This is a genomic window from Pseudomonas sp. H11T01, assembly GCF_048515765.1.
Classification (GTDB): Bacteria; Pseudomonadota; Gammaproteobacteria; order Pseudomonadales; family Pseudomonadaceae; genus Aquipseudomonas.
The window spans coordinates 260,548-279,058 of the sequence record NZ_JBLYED010000002.1 but is presented as its reverse complement, the minus strand read 5'-3'; the positions used below and the strand labels follow the sequence as shown (position 1 = coordinate 279,058).

The 18,511-nt window shown below is 61.1% G+C and carries 19 protein-coding genes and 1 pseudogene; 8 read left to right on the top strand and 12 right to left on the bottom strand.

Annotated elements, in window-relative coordinates; translation table 11 throughout:
* Positions 1–128 precede the first annotated feature (128 nt).
* The 4 genes from ACN1C3_RS03805 to ACN1C3_RS03790 all read left to right on the top strand — a co-directional run bounded on the left by ACN1C3_RS03805 (position 129) and on the right by ACN1C3_RS03790 (position 2,372).
* The gene (locus ACN1C3_RS03805; protein WP_419114581.1) at positions 129–575 is read left to right on the top strand and encodes a hypothetical protein; all 447 of its coding nucleotides are present in this window, start codon (positions 129–131) and stop codon (positions 573–575) included.
* A complete protein-coding gene (locus ACN1C3_RS03800) occupies positions 575–778 on the top strand; it encodes a hypothetical protein (protein WP_419114448.1) in 204 nt (67 codons plus the stop codon). Before ACN1C3_RS03805 ends, ACN1C3_RS03800 begins: the two co-directional genes overlap by 1 nt.
* Before the next feature lie 118 nt (positions 779–896).
* On the top strand, positions 897–1,913 hold the full coding sequence (locus ACN1C3_RS03795; RefSeq protein WP_419114447.1) for an ABC transporter substrate-binding protein: 1,017 nt from the start codon (positions 897–899) through the stop codon (positions 1,911–1,913).
* 21 nt (positions 1,914–1,934) lie between these two features.
* The gene (locus ACN1C3_RS03790; RefSeq protein WP_419114446.1) at positions 1,935–2,372 is read left to right on the top strand and encodes a DUF3995 domain-containing protein; all 438 of its coding nucleotides are present in this window, start codon (positions 1,935–1,937) and stop codon (positions 2,370–2,372) included.
* A gap of 42 nt (positions 2,373–2,414) precedes the next feature.
* Here ACN1C3_RS03790 and ACN1C3_RS03785 read toward each other — a convergent pair whose 3' ends face one another.
* From ACN1C3_RS03785 to ACN1C3_RS03755, 7 genes are all read right to left on the bottom strand, one after another.
* The gene (locus ACN1C3_RS03785) at positions 2,415–2,783 is read right to left on the bottom strand and encodes a Na+/H+ antiporter subunit G (RefSeq protein ID WP_419114445.1); all 369 of its coding nucleotides are present in this window, start codon (positions 2,781–2,783) and stop codon (positions 2,415–2,417) included.
* Positions 2,780–3,058 (bottom strand): K+/H+ antiporter subunit F, encoded by a 279-nt coding sequence (locus tag ACN1C3_RS03780; protein WP_419114444.1) that lies wholly within the window; start codon positions 3,056–3,058, stop codon positions 2,780–2,782. The genes ACN1C3_RS03785 and ACN1C3_RS03780 overlap by 4 nt, the downstream gene beginning before the upstream one ends.
* Entirely contained in the window at positions 3,055–3,543 is a 489-nt protein-coding gene (locus tag ACN1C3_RS03775; RefSeq protein ID WP_419114443.1) for a Na+/H+ antiporter subunit E, read from the bottom strand. The genes ACN1C3_RS03780 and ACN1C3_RS03775 overlap by 4 nt, the downstream gene beginning before the upstream one ends.
* The gene (locus tag ACN1C3_RS03770) at positions 3,540–5,225 is read right to left on the bottom strand and encodes a monovalent cation/H+ antiporter subunit D (protein WP_419114442.1); all 1,686 of its coding nucleotides are present in this window, start codon (positions 5,223–5,225) and stop codon (positions 3,540–3,542) included. The genes ACN1C3_RS03775 and ACN1C3_RS03770 overlap by 4 nt, the downstream gene beginning before the upstream one ends.
* Positions 5,222–5,566 carry a Na+/H+ antiporter subunit C gene (locus tag ACN1C3_RS03765; RefSeq protein ID WP_419114441.1) on the bottom strand — a complete coding sequence of 115 codons (345 nt, stop codon included), beginning with the start codon at positions 5,564–5,566 and terminating at the stop codon, positions 5,222–5,224. The genes ACN1C3_RS03770 and ACN1C3_RS03765 overlap by 4 nt, the downstream gene beginning before the upstream one ends.
* Positions 5,566–8,484, bottom strand: a complete 2,919-nt coding sequence (locus tag ACN1C3_RS03760; RefSeq protein ID WP_419114440.1) for a monovalent cation/H+ antiporter subunit A — start codon at positions 8,482–8,484, stop codon at positions 5,566–5,568. The genes ACN1C3_RS03765 and ACN1C3_RS03760 overlap by 1 nt, the downstream gene beginning before the upstream one ends.
* A gap of 303 nt (positions 8,485–8,787) precedes the next feature.
* Positions 8,788–9,816: a DMT family transporter gene (locus tag ACN1C3_RS03755; RefSeq protein ID WP_419114439.1), complete on the bottom strand. Its 1,029-nt coding sequence runs from the start codon at positions 9,814–9,816 to the stop codon at positions 8,788–8,790.
* Between ACN1C3_RS03755 and ACN1C3_RS03750 the strand changes: the two genes are divergently transcribed.
* From ACN1C3_RS03750 to ACN1C3_RS03735, 4 genes are all read left to right on the top strand, one after another.
* Entirely contained in the window at positions 9,811–10,374 is a 564-nt protein-coding gene (locus ACN1C3_RS03750) for a helix-turn-helix domain-containing protein (RefSeq protein ID WP_419114438.1), read from the top strand. The genes ACN1C3_RS03755 and ACN1C3_RS03750 overlap by 6 nt on opposite strands.
* Positions 10,375–10,561: 187 nt before the next feature.
* Complete coding sequence (locus ACN1C3_RS03745; protein ID WP_419114437.1) at positions 10,562–10,687, top strand: hypothetical protein; 126 nt, start codon at positions 10,562–10,564, stop codon at positions 10,685–10,687.
* Positions 10,687–12,087 (top strand): LLM class flavin-dependent oxidoreductase, encoded by a 1,401-nt coding sequence (locus ACN1C3_RS03740; RefSeq protein ID WP_419114436.1) that lies wholly within the window; start codon positions 10,687–10,689, stop codon positions 12,085–12,087. The genes ACN1C3_RS03745 and ACN1C3_RS03740 overlap by 1 nt, the downstream gene beginning before the upstream one ends.
* Positions 12,088–12,244: 157 nt before the next feature.
* Entirely contained in the window at positions 12,245–13,681 is a 1,437-nt protein-coding gene (locus tag ACN1C3_RS03735; protein WP_419114435.1) for an FAD/NAD(P)-binding protein, read from the top strand.
* Between the two features lie 54 nt (positions 13,682–13,735).
* Here ACN1C3_RS03735 and ACN1C3_RS03730 read toward each other — a convergent pair whose 3' ends face one another.
* The 5 genes and pseudogenes from ACN1C3_RS03730 to ACN1C3_RS03710 all read right to left on the bottom strand — a co-directional run bounded on the left by ACN1C3_RS03730 (position 13,736) and on the right by ACN1C3_RS03710 (position 18,508).
* Positions 13,736–14,788 (bottom strand): ABC transporter substrate-binding protein, encoded by a 1,053-nt coding sequence (locus tag ACN1C3_RS03730; RefSeq protein WP_419114434.1) that lies wholly within the window; start codon positions 14,786–14,788, stop codon positions 13,736–13,738.
* An 18-nt stretch (positions 14,789–14,806) separates the two neighbouring features.
* Complete coding sequence (locus ACN1C3_RS03725; RefSeq protein WP_419114433.1) at positions 14,807–15,922, bottom strand: NAD(P)/FAD-dependent oxidoreductase; 1,116 nt, start codon at positions 15,920–15,922, stop codon at positions 14,807–14,809.
* Positions 15,919–17,274 (bottom strand): FAD-dependent oxidoreductase, encoded by a 1,356-nt coding sequence (locus ACN1C3_RS03720; RefSeq protein ID WP_419114580.1) that lies wholly within the window; start codon positions 17,272–17,274, stop codon positions 15,919–15,921. Before ACN1C3_RS03720 ends, ACN1C3_RS03725 begins: the two co-directional genes overlap by 4 nt.
* A 174-nt stretch (positions 17,275–17,448) precedes the next feature.
* A pseudogene (locus ACN1C3_RS03715) lies at positions 17,449–17,706 on the bottom strand ((2Fe-2S)-binding protein); the annotation flags it as partial.
* Positions 17,707–17,713: 7 nt separating this feature from the next.
* Positions 17,714–18,508: an ABC transporter permease gene (locus ACN1C3_RS03710; RefSeq protein ID WP_419114432.1), complete on the bottom strand. Its 795-nt coding sequence runs from the start codon at positions 18,506–18,508 to the stop codon at positions 17,714–17,716.
* Positions 18,509–18,511: the final 3 nt, after the last annotated feature.

The following is an 18,511-nucleotide window of genomic DNA, read 5'->3' as shown; positions in this document are numbered from 1 at the left end:
AGAGTTTTCTCCCTAAAGTTGTTAGTCCAGTATTCTCTGGTGGTCGTTTTTTTGTGCTGTCTGTGTTTCATGCAGGCAGAGTCATTTTTAGATTCGGGGACGTTTCCTTGGCAGTAAGTAATCTCGATATGCATGCTTTGTTCGTGCTCGGTGATTTGCGCGCAAAGCTGGTCAAACAGTTTCAATCACGTTTCGTCTATGTCACTGAACAGACCGCTGAAGGCATTTACATTGCCGAAATCGATACCGAAACAGCATTGGTCGTCGATGACAAGCCGCGCCTGGAACTCAAAGTAGGTGACCATTTCCGGGCCGCGGTATTGCCTAGCCGGGAAGGCGGTAAGTTCGAAATCAAGTTTCGCGAGATCAAGCTCACGGTCTATGGCCTGGGCGAGTACGCATTTGTCACCACGGCCGATGGGCACGCAATCCTGTTCAAGGAAGGGCAAACCGTCGTGACGGTGTTTGCCGCCAACCAGCAATTGGAGGGTGGATTGACCAAGACCTTGAAAGCGGTAACCGCCAAAGCAGCGAAATGGCGCAAGGGCGAGCTCACGTTCAAGGCTAGCGAGTAATGACGCTGACCCGCGCCGATTTCCATGAGCAGAACCTTGAAAGCGCTCAAGCGCAGGCTCTTCGTCTTTTCACCCAGAAGGCCGTTCTGCAAGGCGCCTGGTTGGGTTGGGTGGCCTCAGAGATCTACAGCTTGCGCCCGGCAGAGTACGCCAGCATGGTTCGACGCGAATTAAAGCGTTTGCAGGAACCCGGCGAAAAATAGTCGTCATGCTTCGAATGCAGGAACCTCTACTACAGTCAGTTGACTGACTACGAGAGGCTGCGGTCTTCCTCTGGAAGATCATCCTGCTATTGCTGTGAAAAGCACGAGGTGCAAAAGCATGAAAGGATTTCGAGTACTGCTGGCCAGCACGTTGACCACGCTCAGTTTGTTAACCGCGTCTGTCCCGGCATCTGCTGCCCCGGCGCCGATTCATTTTGCCGACCTCAACTGGGAAAGCGGCAGCCTGATCACCGATATCCTGCGCATTATTGTCGAGAAGGGTTATGGGCTGCCCACCGATATGCTTCCGGGCACGACCATCACGCTGGAAACCGCGTTGGCCAACAATGACATTCAGGTCATCGGTGAAGAATGGGCCGGACGCAGCCCGGTATGGGTCAAAGCCGAGGCGGAGGGCAAGGTGGCGAGCCTGGGTGATACGGTCAAAGGGGCGACCGAAGGTTGGTGGGTTCCGGAGTATGTGGTCAAGGGTGATCCGGCCAAGGGGATCAAACCCATGGCGCCGGACTTACGCAGCGTGTCCGATCTGCCGCGTTACAAGGATGTCTTCAGGGATCCGGAAAGTCCGGGCAAAGGGCGCTTCCTCAACAGCCCGATCGGCTGGACCTCGGAAGTGGTCAACAAGCAGAAGCTCAAGGCCTATGGCCTGAATGACAGTTATGTGAATTTCCGCAGTGGCTCCGGCGCAGCGCTGGACGCAGAAATCAGTTCGTCGATTCGTCGTGGAAAACCAGTGCTGTTTTATTACTGGTCACCCACGCCGTTACTGGGGCGTTTCAAGCTGATTCAACTGCAAGAACCGCCGTTCGACGCCGAGGCCTGGAAAACCCTGACCGACGCTGACAACCCTGATCCAAAACCCACACGCTCCCTGGCGTCAAAACTGTCCATTGGCGTGTCCACGCCATTCCAGAAGCAATACCCGCAACTCGTTGAGTTCTTCACAAAGGTCGACTTGCCGATTGATCCGTTGAACAAGGCGTTGGCCGACATGAGCGAAAAACACACGGCACCACGTCAGGCCGCCGAAGCGTTTATGAAGGCGCATCCGGATGTGTGGCGGGCCTGGTTACCTAAGGACGTGGCTGACAAGGTGTCTGCTGCGTTGAAGTAATTTATCAAGGGAAGGTTGGTCATGATGCTTTTGGTTGCTCAATGGATTGTCGGTATTTTCGTGCTGATTAGCCTGATCCACATTTACTGGGCGTTAGGCGGCCAGGCTGGCAGTGACGCGGTGGTGCCGCAGGTGCCGGGCAAGTCTGGTGGGGAGTTGATACCGGCGTTCAAACCCTCTGCGCTTGGCACACTGTTGGTGGCCGCAGGGTTGGCAGTGATTGCGGTGCTGGTCTGTCTGCGAGTCGGGTTGTTCATGCCGGTGGTTATCTATGCGCCGCTGCAATGGGCGATCAGCGCGATTGCGCTGCTGATGTTTGCTCGTGCAATCGGCGACTCCAACCTGGTCGGGTTCTTCAAACAAGTGGGTGGTTCGAAGTTCGCTCGGCTGGACACGTGGGCTTTTTCACCGCTGTGTGTGGTGCTGGGCTTTGGGTTGCTGGTGGTGGCCTGGGGATGATGCCAAAAGGGCGCCCAGACGATACAGAAAGTACAGTTTGCCTCAGCTCCCGCCTTCAGTGCGTCGACTACTCACCTCAGCCGGCACATCGTCCCCCGCCATGCGCTTGCGGAACAACGCTGCCCGAGCCAGCAGCAAGGTGGTCACTGGCATGGTGATCGACAGCAGAATCGGGATCAGCCAGGCATGCAGCACCGGGCTGGACTTGAGTGCCGAGAAGTAGATGATCGATGCCAACGCTACACACCAGGCACCAAATGTCGATGCCAGGGCCGGCGGGTGCATGCGCTGGAAGTAGTCCTTCATCCGCAGCAGGCCGAAAGCCCCAATCAGCGCGAACAGGCTGCTGAGCACCAAGAGGACCGCCACTGGAATCTCGATCCAGAGCGACAATTCGCTGAGAGCATTCATTCGATCACCTCGCCGCGCAGCAGGAATTTCGCCAGCGCAAACGAGCCGACAAAGCCAAACAAAGCAATCAGCAGCGCGGCTTCGAAGTAGGTGTCACTGGCATAGCGGATGCCCAGCACCAACATCATCAGCATGGCGAGGATGTAGAGATAGTCCAGCGCCAGAACCCGATCCTGAGCCGACGGGCCTTTGAACAGGCGGATCAGGGTCAGGGCCATGGCCACGGAAAAAATGAACAGACTCAGCAGAGTCGCATTCGAGAGCAGGGCGCTCATTCGAAAATCTCCATCAATGGACGCTCGTAGGTCGCCTTGAAGTGCTGGATAAACTGCGCTTCGTCATCCAGATCGAACACGTGCAGCAGCAAGACGCTGCGGTCTAGCGCCAGCTCCGACCAGACCGTACCGGGAATCACCGTGGTGATCATCGACAGCGCGGCCAGGCCATTGGCATCACGCAGGTCTAGCGGCACTTTGATGAACCTTGCGCGCGGCTCCCTTCGCCCGGCGTTCAATACGCCCCAGGCGACGGCGATGTTGGACACCAACACATCGCGACCGATCAGAAAGAACAACCGCACAATCACCCCCGGCCGGCGAATTCGGATCGGCAGCGGCCGCAACGGTTTCATCATCAACGGAGCGGCAAACCCGAGCACGGCACCGAGCAGCAGGTTGCCGGGACTGACGGAAAGGTTCAACACCAACCACAACAGCCATAGCGCCAACGATAACCAGGGGGCGGGGAACAGACGCTTCATGGTTGCAGCTCCAGCAGCGCGGCTTTGGCTTGTGGGCTCGGCACCGTGCGCGTGCCCAGCACTGCCATGACGTATTGCTGCGGGTCATTCAGGGTGTTGGCAACGGCCTGGGTATAGCGCAGCAGCGGTTCGGCCTTGAAGGTCAGCAGAATGCTCAAACCCAGCAGGGCGATGATCGGCACGCATTCCAGGCGCCGCAGCAGCGGCGACGGGCGCTCCTTGGGTGTCCAGAAGCGTTGGATGCCCATACGCGAGAAGGCGATCAGCGAAGCCAGACCGGAGAGAATCAGCAAGGCCAGCAAGCCCCAGGCGGCATTCGATACAGGTTCGTCAGCGCCGTTGCCCAGACCCAATGGGTTGAGCAGGGCGTTGAGCAGGCTGAGTTTGCCGATAAACCCGGACAGCGGCGGCATGCCGATGATCAGCAGTGCGCAGGCAATGAAGCTCAAGCCGAGAAAGGCCATGGTCCAGGGAATCACCTGGCCGACCACGGCTTTTTGATCGTCATCGAGGTTGGTGCCTTTGGGCGGCTGCAAGGATTTCTGCGGTCGGGGGATGATCTCGCCTTCATAGTCCAGCGGTATTTCATTGGCCGAGCGTGAACGCTCGATCAGTTCCGCCAACAGGAACAGCGCGCTCAACGCCAGTGTCGAGCTGACCATATAGAACAGCGCACCGGCCGTGAGGCTCGGTTGGGCGAAACCGACGGCTGACAGCAGAATCCCCGCCGACACCAGAATGCTCAGGCTCGCCATGCGTTCCAGCCGTTGCGCGGCGAGGATCGCCAGCGCCGCGCAGACAATCGTCGCCATACCGCCATAGATCAGCCAGTCACCGCCAAAGTACGCCGACGCGCCGGCTTGCCCGGAGAACAGCAAGGTCCACAAGCGCAGCAAGGTATACACGCCGACCTTGGTCATGATCGCGAACATCGCCGCCACCGGCGCGCTGGCCGCGGAGTAGGCCGGCACCAGCCAGAAGTTCAGTGGCCACATGCCGGCCTTGGCCAGAAACGCCACGGCGAGAATCGCCGCACCGGCGTGCAGCAGACCGCGATCGGCTTGCGGCACCAACGGGATCTTCAGCGCCAGGTCAGCCATGTTCAGGGTGCCGGTGACGCCGTAGATCAGTGCCGCGCCAATCAGGAACAGCGAAGAGGCCAGCAGGTTAATCGAAATGTAATGCAGGCCCGACGACACCCGCGCCCGACCCGAACCGTGCAGGATCAGCCCGTAGGAGGCGGCCAGCAGCACTTCGAAAAACACGAACAGATTGAACAGATCTGCGGTCAGGAAAGCGCCGTAGAGGCCCATCAACTGGATCTGGAACAGCGCGTGGAAACTCGAACCGGCACCATCCCAGCGGGCCATGGCGAACAGCAGGGCGCAGACGCCGATGATTCCGGTCAGCACCAGCATCAGCGCCGACAGACGATCGACCACCAGCACAATACCGAACGGCACCTGCCAATTGCCCGGCAGGTACACACCAATGGAACCGGGCACGCTTGTATGCTGGGTCCACTGCAACAGCAGCACCGAAATCCCCAGGCCCAGCACGCTCGAAAACAGGTTGAGCCGGGCTTTGAGCGGTCGGTGTTTTTCACCGAGCATCAGCATCAGGGCGGCCGTCAACAAGGGCAGTAGAATCGGTGCGGCGATCAGATGGGGCATCCAGCTCATTCTTTAGGCTCCCGGCCATCCACATGGTCGGTACCGGTCAGGCCCCGGGAGGCCAGCAGCACCACCAGAAACAACGCGGTCATGGCGAAGCTGATGACAATGGCGGTCAACACCAGGGCTTGCGGCAGCGGGTCGGTGTAGTGCAACAAATCCTGCGTCACGCCGTCCTTGATGATCGGCTCCTTGCCGATAAACAGGCTGCCCATGCTGAAAATGAAAAGGTTGACCCCGTAGGACAGCAGGCACAGGCCCATGACGACCTGAAACGTCCGTGGGCGCAGCACCAGCCAGACCCCGGAAGCTGCCAGAACCCCAATGGCAATTGCGATGACTTCTTCCATTAGATGGCTCCTGCCATGGCAACGGGTTTGGGCTGGCTGCTTGGTTTGTGGCCGCGCACCGATTGGTGAGCCAGGGCGGTGAGAATCAGCAGCGTCGAACCGACCACCACGGCGTACACGCCGATGTCGAAGAACAGGGCGCTGGCGATATGGATGTCGCCCACTATCGGCAGCTCGAAGTGCCAGGTGTGGGTGGTCAGGAACGGATAACCCACCGCCATCGCCCCCAACCCGGTGACGGTGGCGAACAGCAGCCCAGTGCCCATCCAGCGCACCGGCCGCAGGCTCATCTGCGCCTCGACCCATTGGGTGCCGGCGACCATGTATTGCAGGATGAACGCCACCGACATCACCAGCCCGGCCACGAAACCGCCGCCCGGTTGGTTATGCCCACGCATAAACAGGTAGAACGACACCACCAGGGCAATCGGCAGCAACAGCCGCACCAGCACCGCCGGAACCATCATGAAGCCCAGTGCGGTGTCGCTGGCATGGCGCGGGTTGACCAGATCGGTCACCACGTCGGGCGCCAGCAGACGCTGTTGAGCCGGCAGCTGCATGCTTTCCTTGGGCGGGCGGAAGCGTCGCAACAGGGCAAACACGGTCAGGGCAACGGCCGCGAGCACGGTGATTTCGCCGAGGGTGTCGAAGCCACGGAAGTCCACCAGCATCACGTTGACCACGTTGCTGCCACCGCCTTCCGGCAGTGCGCGGCTGAGGTAGAACGAGGAGATGTCATTGGGGGTCTGACGGGTCAGCATGGCGTAGGACAACAACGCCATGCCGCCACCGACGACTGTCGACAGCAGTAAGTCGCGCAGGCGACGCACCCGCGCTTTACGCAGGCTGCCTGGCAACGGCGAGACGTCTTCGATCCGCCGTGGCAACCAGCGCAGACCGAGCAGGATCAGCACCGTAGTCACCACTTCGACCACCAGTTGGGTCAAGGCCAGGTCCGGCGCCGAGAACCAGACGAAGGTCACGCAGGTCATCAAGCCGCAGACACTGACCATGGTCAGGGCTGCAAGACGGTGATATTTGGCTTGCCAGGCGGCACCGAGGGCGCAGGCCATTGCCAGCAGCCAGAGGGTGACGAACACAATCGAACCCGGAATCTTCGGCCGATCTCCCCAGCTCAGGCTGCTGTGGAGCATCGGGATCAACCCGGCGAGCACCGCCATCAGCACCAACAGGAACAGTTGGGTTTGCAGACGCTTGGTGCTGACCCGCCGCTCGATGCGTCGGGCCATGCGCATCATGATTACCAGGCTGCGCTCGAACATCCGCTTGCCATCGAAGTAACTGATGATCGGCGGGCGGTTGAAACGCCCGCGCTTGAGCTGATTGCGCAACAACAGGTAGAGCACGATGCCGCCAGACATGGCGATCAGACTCATAATCATCGGCGCGTTCCAGCCGTGCCAGATGGCCAGGCTGTACTCGGGCAGCGTGCCGCCGACCACCGGCAAGGCGGCCGCCGCCAGCAACGGACCGACCACCTGGGCCGGGAAGATCCCCACCACCAGGCACGTGAACACCAGCAACTCGACCGGCGCGCGCATCCAGCGTGGCGGTTCGTGTGGGGTATGGGGAAGGTCAGTGGCGGTTGGGCCGAAGAACACGTCGACGGTGAAGCGCAGGGAATAGGCGACGCTGAAAGTACCCGCGATGGTGGCGATCACCGGCAGGGACATTTCGACCCAGGCGGTGGCGGAAATGAACACGGTTTCGGCGAAGAACATCTCTTTGGACAGGAACCCGTTGAGCAGCGGCACGCCGGCCATCGAGGCGCTGGCGACCATGGCCAGGGTCGCGGTGAACGGAATCAACCGGATCAAACCACTGAGTTTGCGGATGTCGCGGGTGCCGCTTTCGTGGTCGATGATGCCGGCGGCCATGAACAACGAGGCCTTGAAAGTGGCGTGGTTGAGAATGTGGAACACCGCAGCGACGGCGGCCAGCGGGCTGTTCAGGCCCAGCAGTAATGTGATCAGGCCCAGGTGGCTGATGGTCGAGTAGGCGAGCAGACCTTTGAGGTCGTTCTGGAACATCGCGCAGTAGGCGCCCAGCAACAGGGTGCAGGCGCCAGCACCGCCGACGATATAGAACCATTCTTCGCTGCCGGAAAGTGATGGCCAAAGCCGTGCCAGAAGGAATACCCCGGCTTTGACCATGGTTGCCGAGTGCAGATAAGCCGAGACCGGTGTCGGTGCGGCCATGGCGTGGGGAAGCCAGAAATGGAAGGGGAACTGTGCGCTTTTGCTCAAGGCGCCGATCAGAATCAGCGGGAGCAGAACCGGGTAAAGGGCATGGGCGCGGATCAGGTCACCGGCCGCGAGCACCTTGTCCAGGTCGTAGCTGCCGACCACGTGGCCGAGCAGCATCACCCCCGCCAGCAGGCACAAGCCACCCGCTCCGGTCACCATCAACGCCATATAAGCGCCGCGTCGGGCGTCGGCGCGGTGGTGCCAATAGCCAATCAACAGGAACGAGAACAGGCTGGTCAGTTCCCAGAAAAATACGATTTGAATCAGATTGCCGGAGATCACCAGCCCGAGCATGGCGCCCATAAAGGCCAGGAAAAACGCAAAGAAGCGCGGCACCGGGTCTTCCGGTGACATGTAATAGCGCGCGTAGAGCGACACCAGCGTGCCGATGCCCAGCACGAGTATCGAGAACAGCCAGGCGAAACCGTCCATGCGCAGGACGAAATTCAAGCCCAGGCTAGGCAGCCAGAAGAACTCTTCGCGAATCACACTGCCGTGGGCGATCTGCGGGTAGAGCATGGCGACTTGTATCGTGCCGATCAGCGCAACCAGACCGGCCAGCAGGGATTCAGTGTTACGCGCGTTGTGCGGCAGCAAGGCCGCCAGACAGCTACCGATAAAAGGCAGAAGCAGTAGAACTATCAGGGACATAGGCTTCTAATCTGCGGAAGTTTGTGAGGGATCATACGTGCCGGGTCCCGGATCACCAACTGCCAAGCTGTGGCAGAATCCTACAGGGTAGGCGGAAAAGGCTGATTTTCCTGATCCCGACAGGTATTTGATCTGGCCAAACCTTGTGTTACCTGATCAGCCGTTATCGCGAGCAAGCTCGCTCCCACACTTGATCGCAGTCGTACACAAATCAAGTGTTCGCTGAAGATCTAATGTGGGAGCGAGCTTGCTCGCGATGGCAGTCTTCCAGACTCAGCAAAAGGAATGGCCGACAGCATAGGCTCAGCCCTGGGTTTCCCGCTCCAGCGCTTCCTCAGACTCAACGATACCTTTGCCCTTGGTCTTCAACTCACTGACGATCACCGCCGCCACGATCAACCCCGCGCCCAGCAAGGCGATGGCAGGCAACCGCTCGCCGGCAATACGCCCGACGATCCCGGCCCACACTGGCTCGCCGGCATAGATCAGCGTCGCACGGGTCGGTGAGACGCTTTTCTGTGCCCAGTTCATCGCCACTTGAATCGCCGCACTGGCCGCGCCCAGGCCTAACGCGCTGATCAGCAGCAGCCAGGAAAATTCAGGAATGGCTTCCTGCGTTGGCACCACCATCAGAAATGCCAGCACCGAGGTAATGGCCAGTTGCACAACCGTGACCCGGCGTACATCAACCTGCCCGGCATAGGTGCTGATTAAAATGATTTCGGCAGCGATTGCGATGGTGCTGATCAGTGTGGCGATTTCACCCGGGCTGAAGTTCAGCGATGCGCCATTCGGGCCAGAGAGCAGCATGAGGCCGGTGAACGCCAGCATGATGCCAATACTCGGCATTAATCCCGGTCGACGTCCAAACACCAGCCATTGCAGTAACGGCACAAACGGGACGTAGAGCGCCGTAATGAAGGCCGACTGGCTGCTGGGAATCGTCTGTAACCCTACGGTCTGCAAACCGTAACCGAGCATGATCGCCATACCGATGAAAGCACCGGCCTTGAACTCGAACAGGGTCAGATGGCGCAGGCTGCGATAAGAGAACAGCGCCACAATGCATGCCGCTGCGGCGAACCGCAGACCGACAAAAAACATCGGCCCGCTGACGGTCATCGCGTTTTGCACCAGCAGAAATGTCCCGCCCCAGATCATGGTGATCAGCACCAGCACGCACTCGGCTTTGCTGAACCGCGAGAACAGGGGAGAAGATTGGGGAGATTTCACCGACGTCATGGCCTTGCGCGCTACCTGAGTGGGACGCACAATGCGCCGGAAGTTGGGCAGTATACTGCGCAAACCAGTCAAGTGAGCAATATAGTGCACAAAGATCCTACACAGCGCGCCTCGGTCCTTCAGCACGTCAGCCAGAACGTACGTCGCCTGCGGCATGCCGCGCAGTTGAGCCAGACAGCGCTGGCGGAAAAGTCCGGTGTCAGCCGGCGAATGCTGGTGGCCATCGAAGCCGGCGAGAAGAACGTCAGCCTGACGACGCTGGATCGGGTCGCCGAAGCGTTGGACGTTGCTTTTAGCGACCTGATTCAGGCCCCCGATGCTCGCGATCCGAGCCGCATCAACGAGCTGGCCTGGGCAGGGCTGATCCCCGGCAGCAAAGCCGTGTTGCTGGCCAAGGCGACCGCCAGTCGTGAAGTCGAACTGTGGGAGTGGCGGCTGGAGCCGGGCGAGCAGTATTTATCCGAAGCGGATGCCGAAGGCTGGAGCGAACAGCTCTATGTCTTCGAAGGCTGCCTGACGCTGTTGCTCGGCGACGAAGAGTGCAAGCTCGAAACCGGGGAGTTCTTCATGTTTGCCAGCAACCAGCCCCATGCCTATCGCAATGATGGAGTGGTGGCGACGCGTTTCGTGCGCAATGTGGTGATTTGATTCGGGCAACGGACAGCCACTGTTTGAGGCGCAACACTGGATAGACAGTTTGCCTGATTCTTGTTGTCACGGATGCTGCGTTATTTTCATAACTGTCTGAATTTATTGGTAATTACTCATCGGCACGACTTCTGCAATGAGCTCTGGGCGGATTCTTCTCATCTACCCGGAACCCAGGAGTCGGCCTATGACAGCCTCTGCCTCACCCCCGCGTAACGCCCATATCATCGGTTCGGATGCCGAAAAATGCCAGGCGATCGGCAACTACCGCCTTAACGGCGTGCTGCCACCCAGTTTCAGGGGTGCCGTTTGATGTCCCGCGAAATTCGCCTCAATGCCTTCGACATGAACTGCGTCGGTCACCAGTCGCCGGGCCTGTGGGCCCATCCGCGGGATCGCTCCTGGCAGTACAAGGACCTGGAGTACTGGACCGATCTGGCGAAAATTCTCGAGCGAGGCAAGTTCGACGGGTTGTTTATCGCCGATGTGCTGGGCATCTACGACGTCTACAACGGCAATGGCGATGCGGCGATACGCCAGGCGGCGCAGGTGCCGGTGAACGATCCGTTGCAGTTGATCCCGCCGATGGCGCTGGTGACTGAGCACCTGGGTTTCGGCCTGACCGCCTCGCTGTCGTTCGAACATCCGTATCCATTCGCCCGACGCCTGTCGACCCTGGATCATCTGACCAAGGGCCGCGCAGGCTGGAACATCGTCACCTCGTACCTGGAAAGCGGTGCGAAGAATCTTGGGCAGACCGCTCAGACCGAACACGACGCCCGTTACGACTTCGCCGAAGAGTATCTGGAGGTTTGCTACAAGCTCTGGGAAGGCAGCTGGGAAGAGGGCGCAATCCTGCGTGATCGCGAAAGGCGGATTTTCAGTGACCCGAGCAAGATTCATGAGATCCAGCACGTCGGCAAACACTTCCAGGTGCCGGGCATTCACCTCTGCGAGCCGTCACCGCAGCGCACACCCGTGCTGTATCAGGCCGGCGCCTCCAGCCGTGGCAAGCAATTCGCTGCCGAACATGCCGAGTGCGTGTTTGTCGCGGCACCGTCGAAAGCGCTGCTGAAAAAGACCGTGGCCGATATCCGTCGCCGTGCTGCCGAAGCAGGGCGCGATCCGTCGAAAATCCTGATCTTCAACCTGCAGACGGTGATCCTCAGCGAGACCGACGCCAAGGCCAAAGCCAAATTTGAAGAGTACAAATCCTGGGTCAGCTATGAAGGGGCGATGGCGCTGATCTCCGGCTGGACCGGGATCGACTTCAGCCAATTCAAACCGGATGAACCGCTCAAACATGTGCATACCAACGCCATTCAGTCGGCGGTGGAGGCGTTCTCCACGGCCGACCCGAACAAGGTCTGGACGCCCCATGAACTGGCCGACTGGGTGGGTATCGGCGGTTTTGGTCCGCTGTTTGTTGGCAGCCCGCAGACCGTGGCTGATTTGCTTGAAGAGTGGGTTGAGGACACGGATGTCGACGGTTTCAACCTGGCCTATGCGCTGACCCACGAAACATTTGTCGACGCCGTCGAGTTGTTGGTGCCGGAGTTGCAGAAGCGTGGGGTGTACAAGACCGAGTACCGGCCAGGGACCTTGCGCGAGAAGTTGTTTGGCGAGGGACCGCGGTTGCCGGAAATACATCCGGGGAGTGGGTATCGGGATTTGGCGGCTTTGCGTCAACAGCAGAAGGTGGTGTCTGCCTAGACCTTGTGGCTGGGCCATCGCCAATCCCGAAAAAGACCTGCAACGTCTGATCCTACTTTGGTACTACTGGATGAACTTTCCATGGGTTTGGCGCCTATCATCGTTCAGGAAGTTTTCGAGATCACTACCTGGGTAAGCACTGACAAGTGAGAACGGCATGAGCGAAACCAAAAGCGGACAGGCGACCCATGCCATCCGCAGCGCTGACATCCTGATTGTCGGCGGCGGCTTGAGTGGCGCGCTGCTGGCGGCGCAGCTGTTACGGCTACCCGGCAAACGTCAGGTGCTGGTGATTGAGCCCCGCGCTGAGTTGGGCCGAGGCGAGGCCTACAGCGCGGTCGAGTTGGGGCATACCTTGAACGGTAACGCGGCGCGCATGAGCGTTGACCCGGACAATGCCGATGACCTGACCCAATGGCTGAGCGAGTTCATCGCCGCCGGTGGCTGGCCTGAGTCGGATCAGCAACATGTACCGGTCAGCGAGTTGTTCCCGCCACGGGGGATTTTTGGTCTGTATGTGCAGCAACGACTGTCCGAGGCGCAGGCAGTGGGCGCGCAGAACGGTTCCAGCGTCGAGCATGTCCGTGGGGAAGTGGTCGATCTGCAAACAGACGAAACCGGGGCGCTGTTGACCCTCGGCGACGGCACGCCACTGCGCGGTGCGTTCGCGGTGCTGGCCACCGGTATGTTCCCGGCCGCGCGCACGCCGCAAACCGAATCCAGCGGTTTGAACGCTGCAGCGGTGGACCCTTGGGATGTTTCGGCCATGGCCCGACTCGATCCGCAGTCCACGGTGTTGATCATCGGCTCCGGGCTGACCATGGTCGATGCCGTGGTGTCGCTGGAGCAGGCTGGACATCGCGGGCCGATCGAGGTGTTTTCCCGGCACGGACTGTTGCCCCATGTCCGCCGCCAACCGCCGGCCTGGGTGGACTTTCTCGCCGAGGATCACAGCATCCGCAGCCCGAGGCAGTTGATGCGCGAATTGCGTCGCCATTGCCAGGTGGCGCTGGCGGCGGGTATCGATTGGCAAGCGCCGCTGGACACCGTGCGTGCGCATATTGGCCGTTTGTGGAGCCAGGCGACCGATGTGCAGCGCCGACAGTTTGTTCGCCATGTGCGGCCATGGTGGGAAAGTCACCATCACCGTTCGCCGCCGTTGAGTGCTGAATTGGTGGAGCGTTTGCACAAAGAGGGGCGATTGCGGATTCATGCAGCGTCGTTCAAGGGCTTCGAGCACTCGGCTGACGGTAAGGTGAGCATCCGTATTCGTCGACGTGGCGAGGCGCACACCAGCCTGGTCAGCGGTGCGGCGTTGATCAACTCCAGCGGCATCGAGTACGACTGGCGCCGGGTGGCCCGGCCTTTGCCGCAGCAACTGCTGGCTCGCGGCCTGATTCAGCCGGGACCGTTGGCGTTGGGAATTGCCGCCGATGCTGGCGGCGCGCTGATTGATGCTAACGGGCAGGTTGCTGACCGCTTGTTCGCCATGGGCCCGCCGTTGCGCGGGATGTGGTGGGAAAGTACCGCAGTGACGGACGTGGCCAGTCAGGCCAAGGCGTTGGCGCTGAGATTGGCCGAGCTTGATGCGTAGATCGCAACCTCGTAGCAGCAGGCTTGGCCAGCTGCTACGGGAATGTGGTCTGACCTAGCGTTCAATACTCCGGTTCCAGCGTGCATTCCATTCCGGGCGTTGTTCGTTGACTTGATCCCAGTCGATGGCGACGGCGGTTTCCAGGTACTGCTTCATCGCTTCGACCTGACCGCGAGTCTTGTCGGTGGTCGGGGTGTTGGGGTTGGACGGAATTTGGTCGCCATCTTCGAGGGCCGCGGCTTGGGCTTCGGGCGTCAGCAGGAACGCTGCGAGCTTCTGCGCCAGCTCCGGCTGAGTGTTGTTGGCGATGGTGCATTCGGCGACGTTGAGCACTACGGCGCCTTCCTTGGGCTGTGCATATTCTACCGGCATGCCGCGTAGTTTCAGCGCGGTGACCTGGGTCGGGGTCAACGGGAACAGCGCCGCTTCGTCGGTCTGCAGCATCTCGGAGATTTTCGCCGAGCTGGGAATGTACTCCAGCACGTTGCGTCCGACGGTATTTGGCCAAGCCTTGAAACCGGGTTCGACATTGGTCTCGCTGCCGCCCTGGATGCGGTTGAACATCAAGAAACCATGCAGGCCAAAGGTCGATGAGGCCATCGACTGGAACACCAGCTTGTCCTTGAAGCGCGGGTCGGCCATGTCCATCCACGAGGTCGGTGCGCTCCAGCCCTTTTCCTTGAACATCCGCGTGTTGTACGCAAGACCGGTAACGCCAAGGCTGACGGCCACCGCCTGATCCTTGATCCGCCCCTTGGCCGGGATCTGCGTCAGCGTCGGGCTGTCTTCGAGTTTGGCGCACAGGCCCATGGAGATGGCGCGGTACATGATGCCGTCGTCGAGGAAGATCACGTGCATCTGCGGGTTGTCTTTGCTGGCCTGGACCTTGGCCAGAATGTCGGCCGAGGTGCCGGGGACGATCACCACTTTGACGTTGTTGGCCTTCTCGAAAGGCGGTAGCACCTTGTCGGCATACAGGCGCTCCATGGTCCCGCCGTTCATGCCCAGGTAAAGCGTCGGCTCGGCGTGGGCGGGAGCGGCGGCGAGCAGGGCGGTCAGGGGCAGGCAGGACAATCCGATCAGTGCGTTGCGTTTGGCGTAGTTCATGGGCGCGACCTTCCTCTATCAGACAACGGGGATGGAGTGAAACCGGGTGATGGAAAACGCTTCGAGCGGCGTTGACGAAGCGCCGGTGCAGACCATTTCGGCCAGCACCTCGCCGACCGCAGGACCGATCTGAAACCCCGCACCGGCAAAGCCGAAGGCGTGCAACAGACCGGGTTGGGTGGAACTGGGGCCGATCACCGGCTGGCGATCCGGCAGGTAACCTTCGGTGCCGCTCCAGGTGCGGATGGCCTGGGCACCTTCGAGAAACGGGTAGAGTTCGACGGCCTGACGCAGAATTTCCAGTACCGCGCTTTGCCCTGGCCGCGCTCGCGCGGTGTCGAGCGCAAAGCCCTGACCGCCGCCGAGCACGCAGTTACCCCGGGCAACTTGCCGGGCGTAAATACCACCGCCCTCGACCCCGGTGCTGACGTCCATCACCCTCGGCAACGGTTCGGTGACCAACATCGCCGGATGGCCGGAATGCATCGGCACTGGCTCGCCGAACTGCGCGGCGAGGCTGTCGGCCCAGGCTCCGGCGCAGTTGAGCAGCCAAGGCGCGCGGACTGTTAGCCCGTTTGCAGCCCGGACCTCAAACCGTTGTCCGTCATGAGACACCTCGGTGACGGCGCTCTGTTCATGAATCTGTGCGCCCAATTGCCGCGCAGCCCGGGCAAAGGCGGGGGATACCAGACGCGGGTTGGCGTGGCCGTCGTCCGGGCACAACGAGGCGCCTACGGCGACATCGCCGACCCACGGGAAACGTGCGCGCAATTGCCCGCGATCGAGCACCTGCAACCCGAGGCCGAAGCCACGGCTGCTGTCCGCGTAGTCCTGTAAGGCGGCCATGTCGTGAAAGCTTCTGGCCAGTTTGAGATGGCCGCTGCGCTGATACTCGCCATCGATACCGATCAACTCCGGCAGCCGGCCCCAGATTTCGTGGGCCCGTTGCGACAGCGGCAATTGCGACAGAGGACGACCCTGGCGACGCACGCCGCCGTAATTCACACCACTGGAATGGGAGCCGCAGAAGTCCCGCTCCAGCAGCACCACGCTGCGCCCGGAACGACAAAGCGCCAGGGCCGCTGAAGTGCCGACGATGCCGCCGCCAATAATCACTGCGTCGACTTCGTTCATTGCTCTGCCTCCAGACCGAAAGGCAACGGCTTGATCGGCGCCTGAGCGCGCAAGCGGCCGATGGCATGCAGATCGCGGCCGCTTTCCCGAGCGATGATTTCCGCCGCCGCCGCGCCGCACATCCGGCCCTGACAGCGGCCCATGCCCACCCGGCAATGGGCCTTGACCCGATTGATCTCCCAATGACCTTCGCGGACCACGCTGCGCAACTCTCCGGCGCGTACTTCCTCGCAGCGGCAGACCATCAGCTCATCCGTGGCCTGTTCGGCCCAGTGCTCGGGAAATACGAAGGCCTTTTCCAGACCTTCGCGGAACCGGCCGATGCGTTTCAGGGACTTTTCCAGTTCGCTGGATCGCTGCGGATCGATTTGGTAACCGATGTCTTCCAGTACCGCCAGGGCGGCCCGTTCGCCGGCCATTTCTGCTGCTTCGGCGCCCATGATCCCAGCACCGTCGCCAGCCAGGTAGACCTCGGCGACGCTGCTGCGTCCGGCGGTGTCGCGCTGCGGCAGCCAGGCGCGGTTCAGCGGGTTCCAGCTGAACGCGCAACCCAGCAGATCGGCGAGTTGGGTTTCGCTGCGCAGTCCATGGGCGAACGCTACCGCGTCACAGTCCAGACGCTGTTCACCCTGGGCGTTGCGCCAGGTCAGGGAATGCACCCGTTGCTCGCCGTCGATTCGTTGGAGGGTTGCGCCTTGATGAACCGGGATCCCGTGAGCGGTCAGCCAGGCTCGGTAATAGATGCCTTTGGCCAGGGTGGTCGGTTGCCCGAGCAAGCCGGGCAGGGCGCGGACCTGAGCGCTGAAGGGTGAACTGTCGAGCACCGCGACCACCTTGGCACCGGCCTTGGCGTACTGATAGGCGACCAGGTACAGCAGCGGCCCGCTGCCGGCGAACACCACTCGCTGACCGATGGCACAGCCCTGGAACTTCAACGCGATCTGCGCCGCACCGAGGCTGTAGACTCCGGGCAGGGTCCAGCCGGGCACCGGCAGAATGCGGTCAGTGGCACCGGTGGCGACGATCACCCGGGAAAATTCGACGCGCCCGGCGCGGCCCTGACGCAAGGTGTCGAGGGCACCGGCTTCGGCATTCCAGACCAACGTGTCGGGACGATAGTCGAGCTGTTCGCGCAGCCCATCGAGGGCGTTATGCAGGGCAATCGCCTTGGGCGCTTCGAAGCCATAAAGCATGGCCGCCGAGCGTTTGAAGTTCGCAGGCTGACGCCGATAAATCTGCCCGCCGCCGCGTGTCGCCTCATCCAAAAGACAAGGACGCAGGCCATGGGCGACCAGGGTTTGCGCGGCGCGAATACCGGCTGGGCCGGCACCGATGATGACCACAGGCTTCATGCTGACCTCACCGGGGAATGCATTCCAATGTGGGAGCGGCGGTGCGGCGATCCGACTTGCCCGCGAATGACCCGGCGTCGATTTCGAGCCGGGTTGATGGCCTGTTTGATTGATGTTGTCTGGGAGGCCGCCTTCGCGGGCAAGCCCGCTCCCACAGGGTTCACGGCTAACGCTTTGCCCGGCTTCGAGCAGCGTCGAGCAGGCGCGCACCCGGCGGCCGTCGCCCAGGCGAACCCAGCAGTCCTGACAGGCGCCCATCAGGCAGAACCCGGCGCGGGGTTCGGCGCTGAAGTCACTGCCGCGCAGGTGCTCGCCGGTCGTCAGGACGGCGGTCAGCAAGGTGTCACCGAGCAAGCCGCTGGCCGGTTGACCGTCGAGGGTAAAGTTCAGGGCCGGGCGGTCGCCTTCGGCCAGTCGTTTCAGCAGAGCCATGGCGCCCTCATTGTTTACCCACCAGAACCCGATCCAGGCCATAGACCCGGTCGAGCAGAATCATGGTCAGTGCGGTTAACGCAATCACTAGCGCCGACACCGCCGCCATCATCGGATCGATGGATTCGGTGGCGTACACGTACATCCGCACCGGCAAGGTTTGGGTGGCCGGAGAGGTGACGAAGATCGACAGCGTGACCTCGTCGAAACTGTTGATGAACGCCAGCAACCAACCGCCCGCCACGCCAGGCAGAATCATCGGCAGGGTGATCTGGCGAAACAGCGTGAAGCGCCCGGCACCGAGGGATTCGGCGGCCTGTTCGGCGCTGCGATCCAGACCAATGGCCGCCGCCAGCACCAGACGCAGCACATAAGGGGTGATCACCAGCACGTGTGCAAAGATCAGCCAGCTGAAACTGCCATTGACCCCCATCAAGGCGAACAACCGCAGCAGCGCTACGCCCAGCACCAGGTGCGGAATGATGATCGGCGAGAGGAACAAACCGTTGAGAAAGTCCCGTCCGGGAAACTGATGACGGGTCATGGCCAGAGCAGCGGGCACCGCGATCAGCGTGGCCAGACTCGCCGCCGAAAACGCCAGAATAAGACTGTTGTAGAACGCGTCGACGAAGTCTGCACGCTCGAATACCGCGCGAAACCAGCGCAGGGAAAAGTCCGTGGTCGGCAGGCTGAGGGTGTTTTCCGGGGTGAAAGCGACGAGGCAGACCACCGCCAGCGGCGCGAGCATGAACAGCACCACCAGGGCATGGAACAACAGGGCGAAAGGACCATTTCTAGACATGTC

Coding starts and splice junctions, on each gene's coding strand:
- ACN1C3_RS03800 (WP_419114448.1), top strand. CDS start 575: ATGACGCTGACCCGCGCCGATTTCCATGAGCAGAACCTTGAAAGCGCT.
- ACN1C3_RS03740 (WP_419114436.1), top strand. CDS start 10,687: ATGTCCCGCGAAATTCGCCTCAATGCCTTCGACATGAACTGCGTCGGT.
- ACN1C3_RS03725 (WP_419114433.1), bottom strand. CDS start 15,922: ATGAACGAAGTCGACGCAGTGATTATTGGCGGCGGCATCGTCGGCACT.
- ACN1C3_RS03790 (WP_419114446.1), top strand. CDS start 1,935: ATGATGCTTTTGGTTGCTCAATGGATTGTCGGTATTTTCGTGCTGATT.
- ACN1C3_RS03745 (WP_419114437.1), top strand. CDS start 10,562: ATGACAGCCTCTGCCTCACCCCCGCGTAACGCCCATATCATCGGTTCG.
- ACN1C3_RS03720 (WP_419114580.1), bottom strand. CDS start 17,274: ATGAAGCCTGTGGTCATCATCGGTGCCGGCCCAGCCGGTATTCGCGCC.
- ACN1C3_RS03735 (WP_419114435.1), top strand. CDS start 12,245: ATGAGCGAAACCAAAAGCGGACAGGCGACCCATGCCATCCGCAGCGCT.
- ACN1C3_RS03795 (WP_419114447.1), top strand. CDS start 897: ATGAAAGGATTTCGAGTACTGCTGGCCAGCACGTTGACCACGCTCAGT.
- ACN1C3_RS03730 (WP_419114434.1), bottom strand. CDS start 14,788: ATGAACTACGCCAAACGCAACGCACTGATCGGATTGTCCTGCCTGCCC.
- ACN1C3_RS03770 (WP_419114442.1), bottom strand. CDS start 5,225: ATGAGCTGGATGCCCCATCTGATCGCCGCACCGATTCTACTGCCCTTG.
- ACN1C3_RS03785 (WP_419114445.1), bottom strand. CDS start 2,783: ATGAATGCTCTCAGCGAATTGTCGCTCTGGATCGAGATTCCAGTGGCG.
- ACN1C3_RS03760 (WP_419114440.1), bottom strand. CDS start 8,484: ATGTCCCTGATAGTTCTACTGCTTCTGCCTTTTATCGGTAGCTGTCTG.
- ACN1C3_RS03710 (WP_419114432.1), bottom strand. CDS start 18,508: ATGTCTAGAAATGGTCCTTTCGCCCTGTTGTTCCATGCCCTGGTGGTG.
- ACN1C3_RS03805 (WP_419114581.1), top strand. CDS start 129: ATGCATGCTTTGTTCGTGCTCGGTGATTTGCGCGCAAAGCTGGTCAAA.
- ACN1C3_RS03780 (WP_419114444.1), bottom strand. CDS start 3,058: ATGAGCGCCCTGCTCTCGAATGCGACTCTGCTGAGTCTGTTCATTTTT.
- ACN1C3_RS03765 (WP_419114441.1), bottom strand. CDS start 5,566: ATGGAAGAAGTCATCGCAATTGCCATTGGGGTTCTGGCAGCTTCCGGG.
- ACN1C3_RS03775 (WP_419114443.1), bottom strand. CDS start 3,543: ATGAAGCGTCTGTTCCCCGCCCCCTGGTTATCGTTGGCGCTATGGCTG.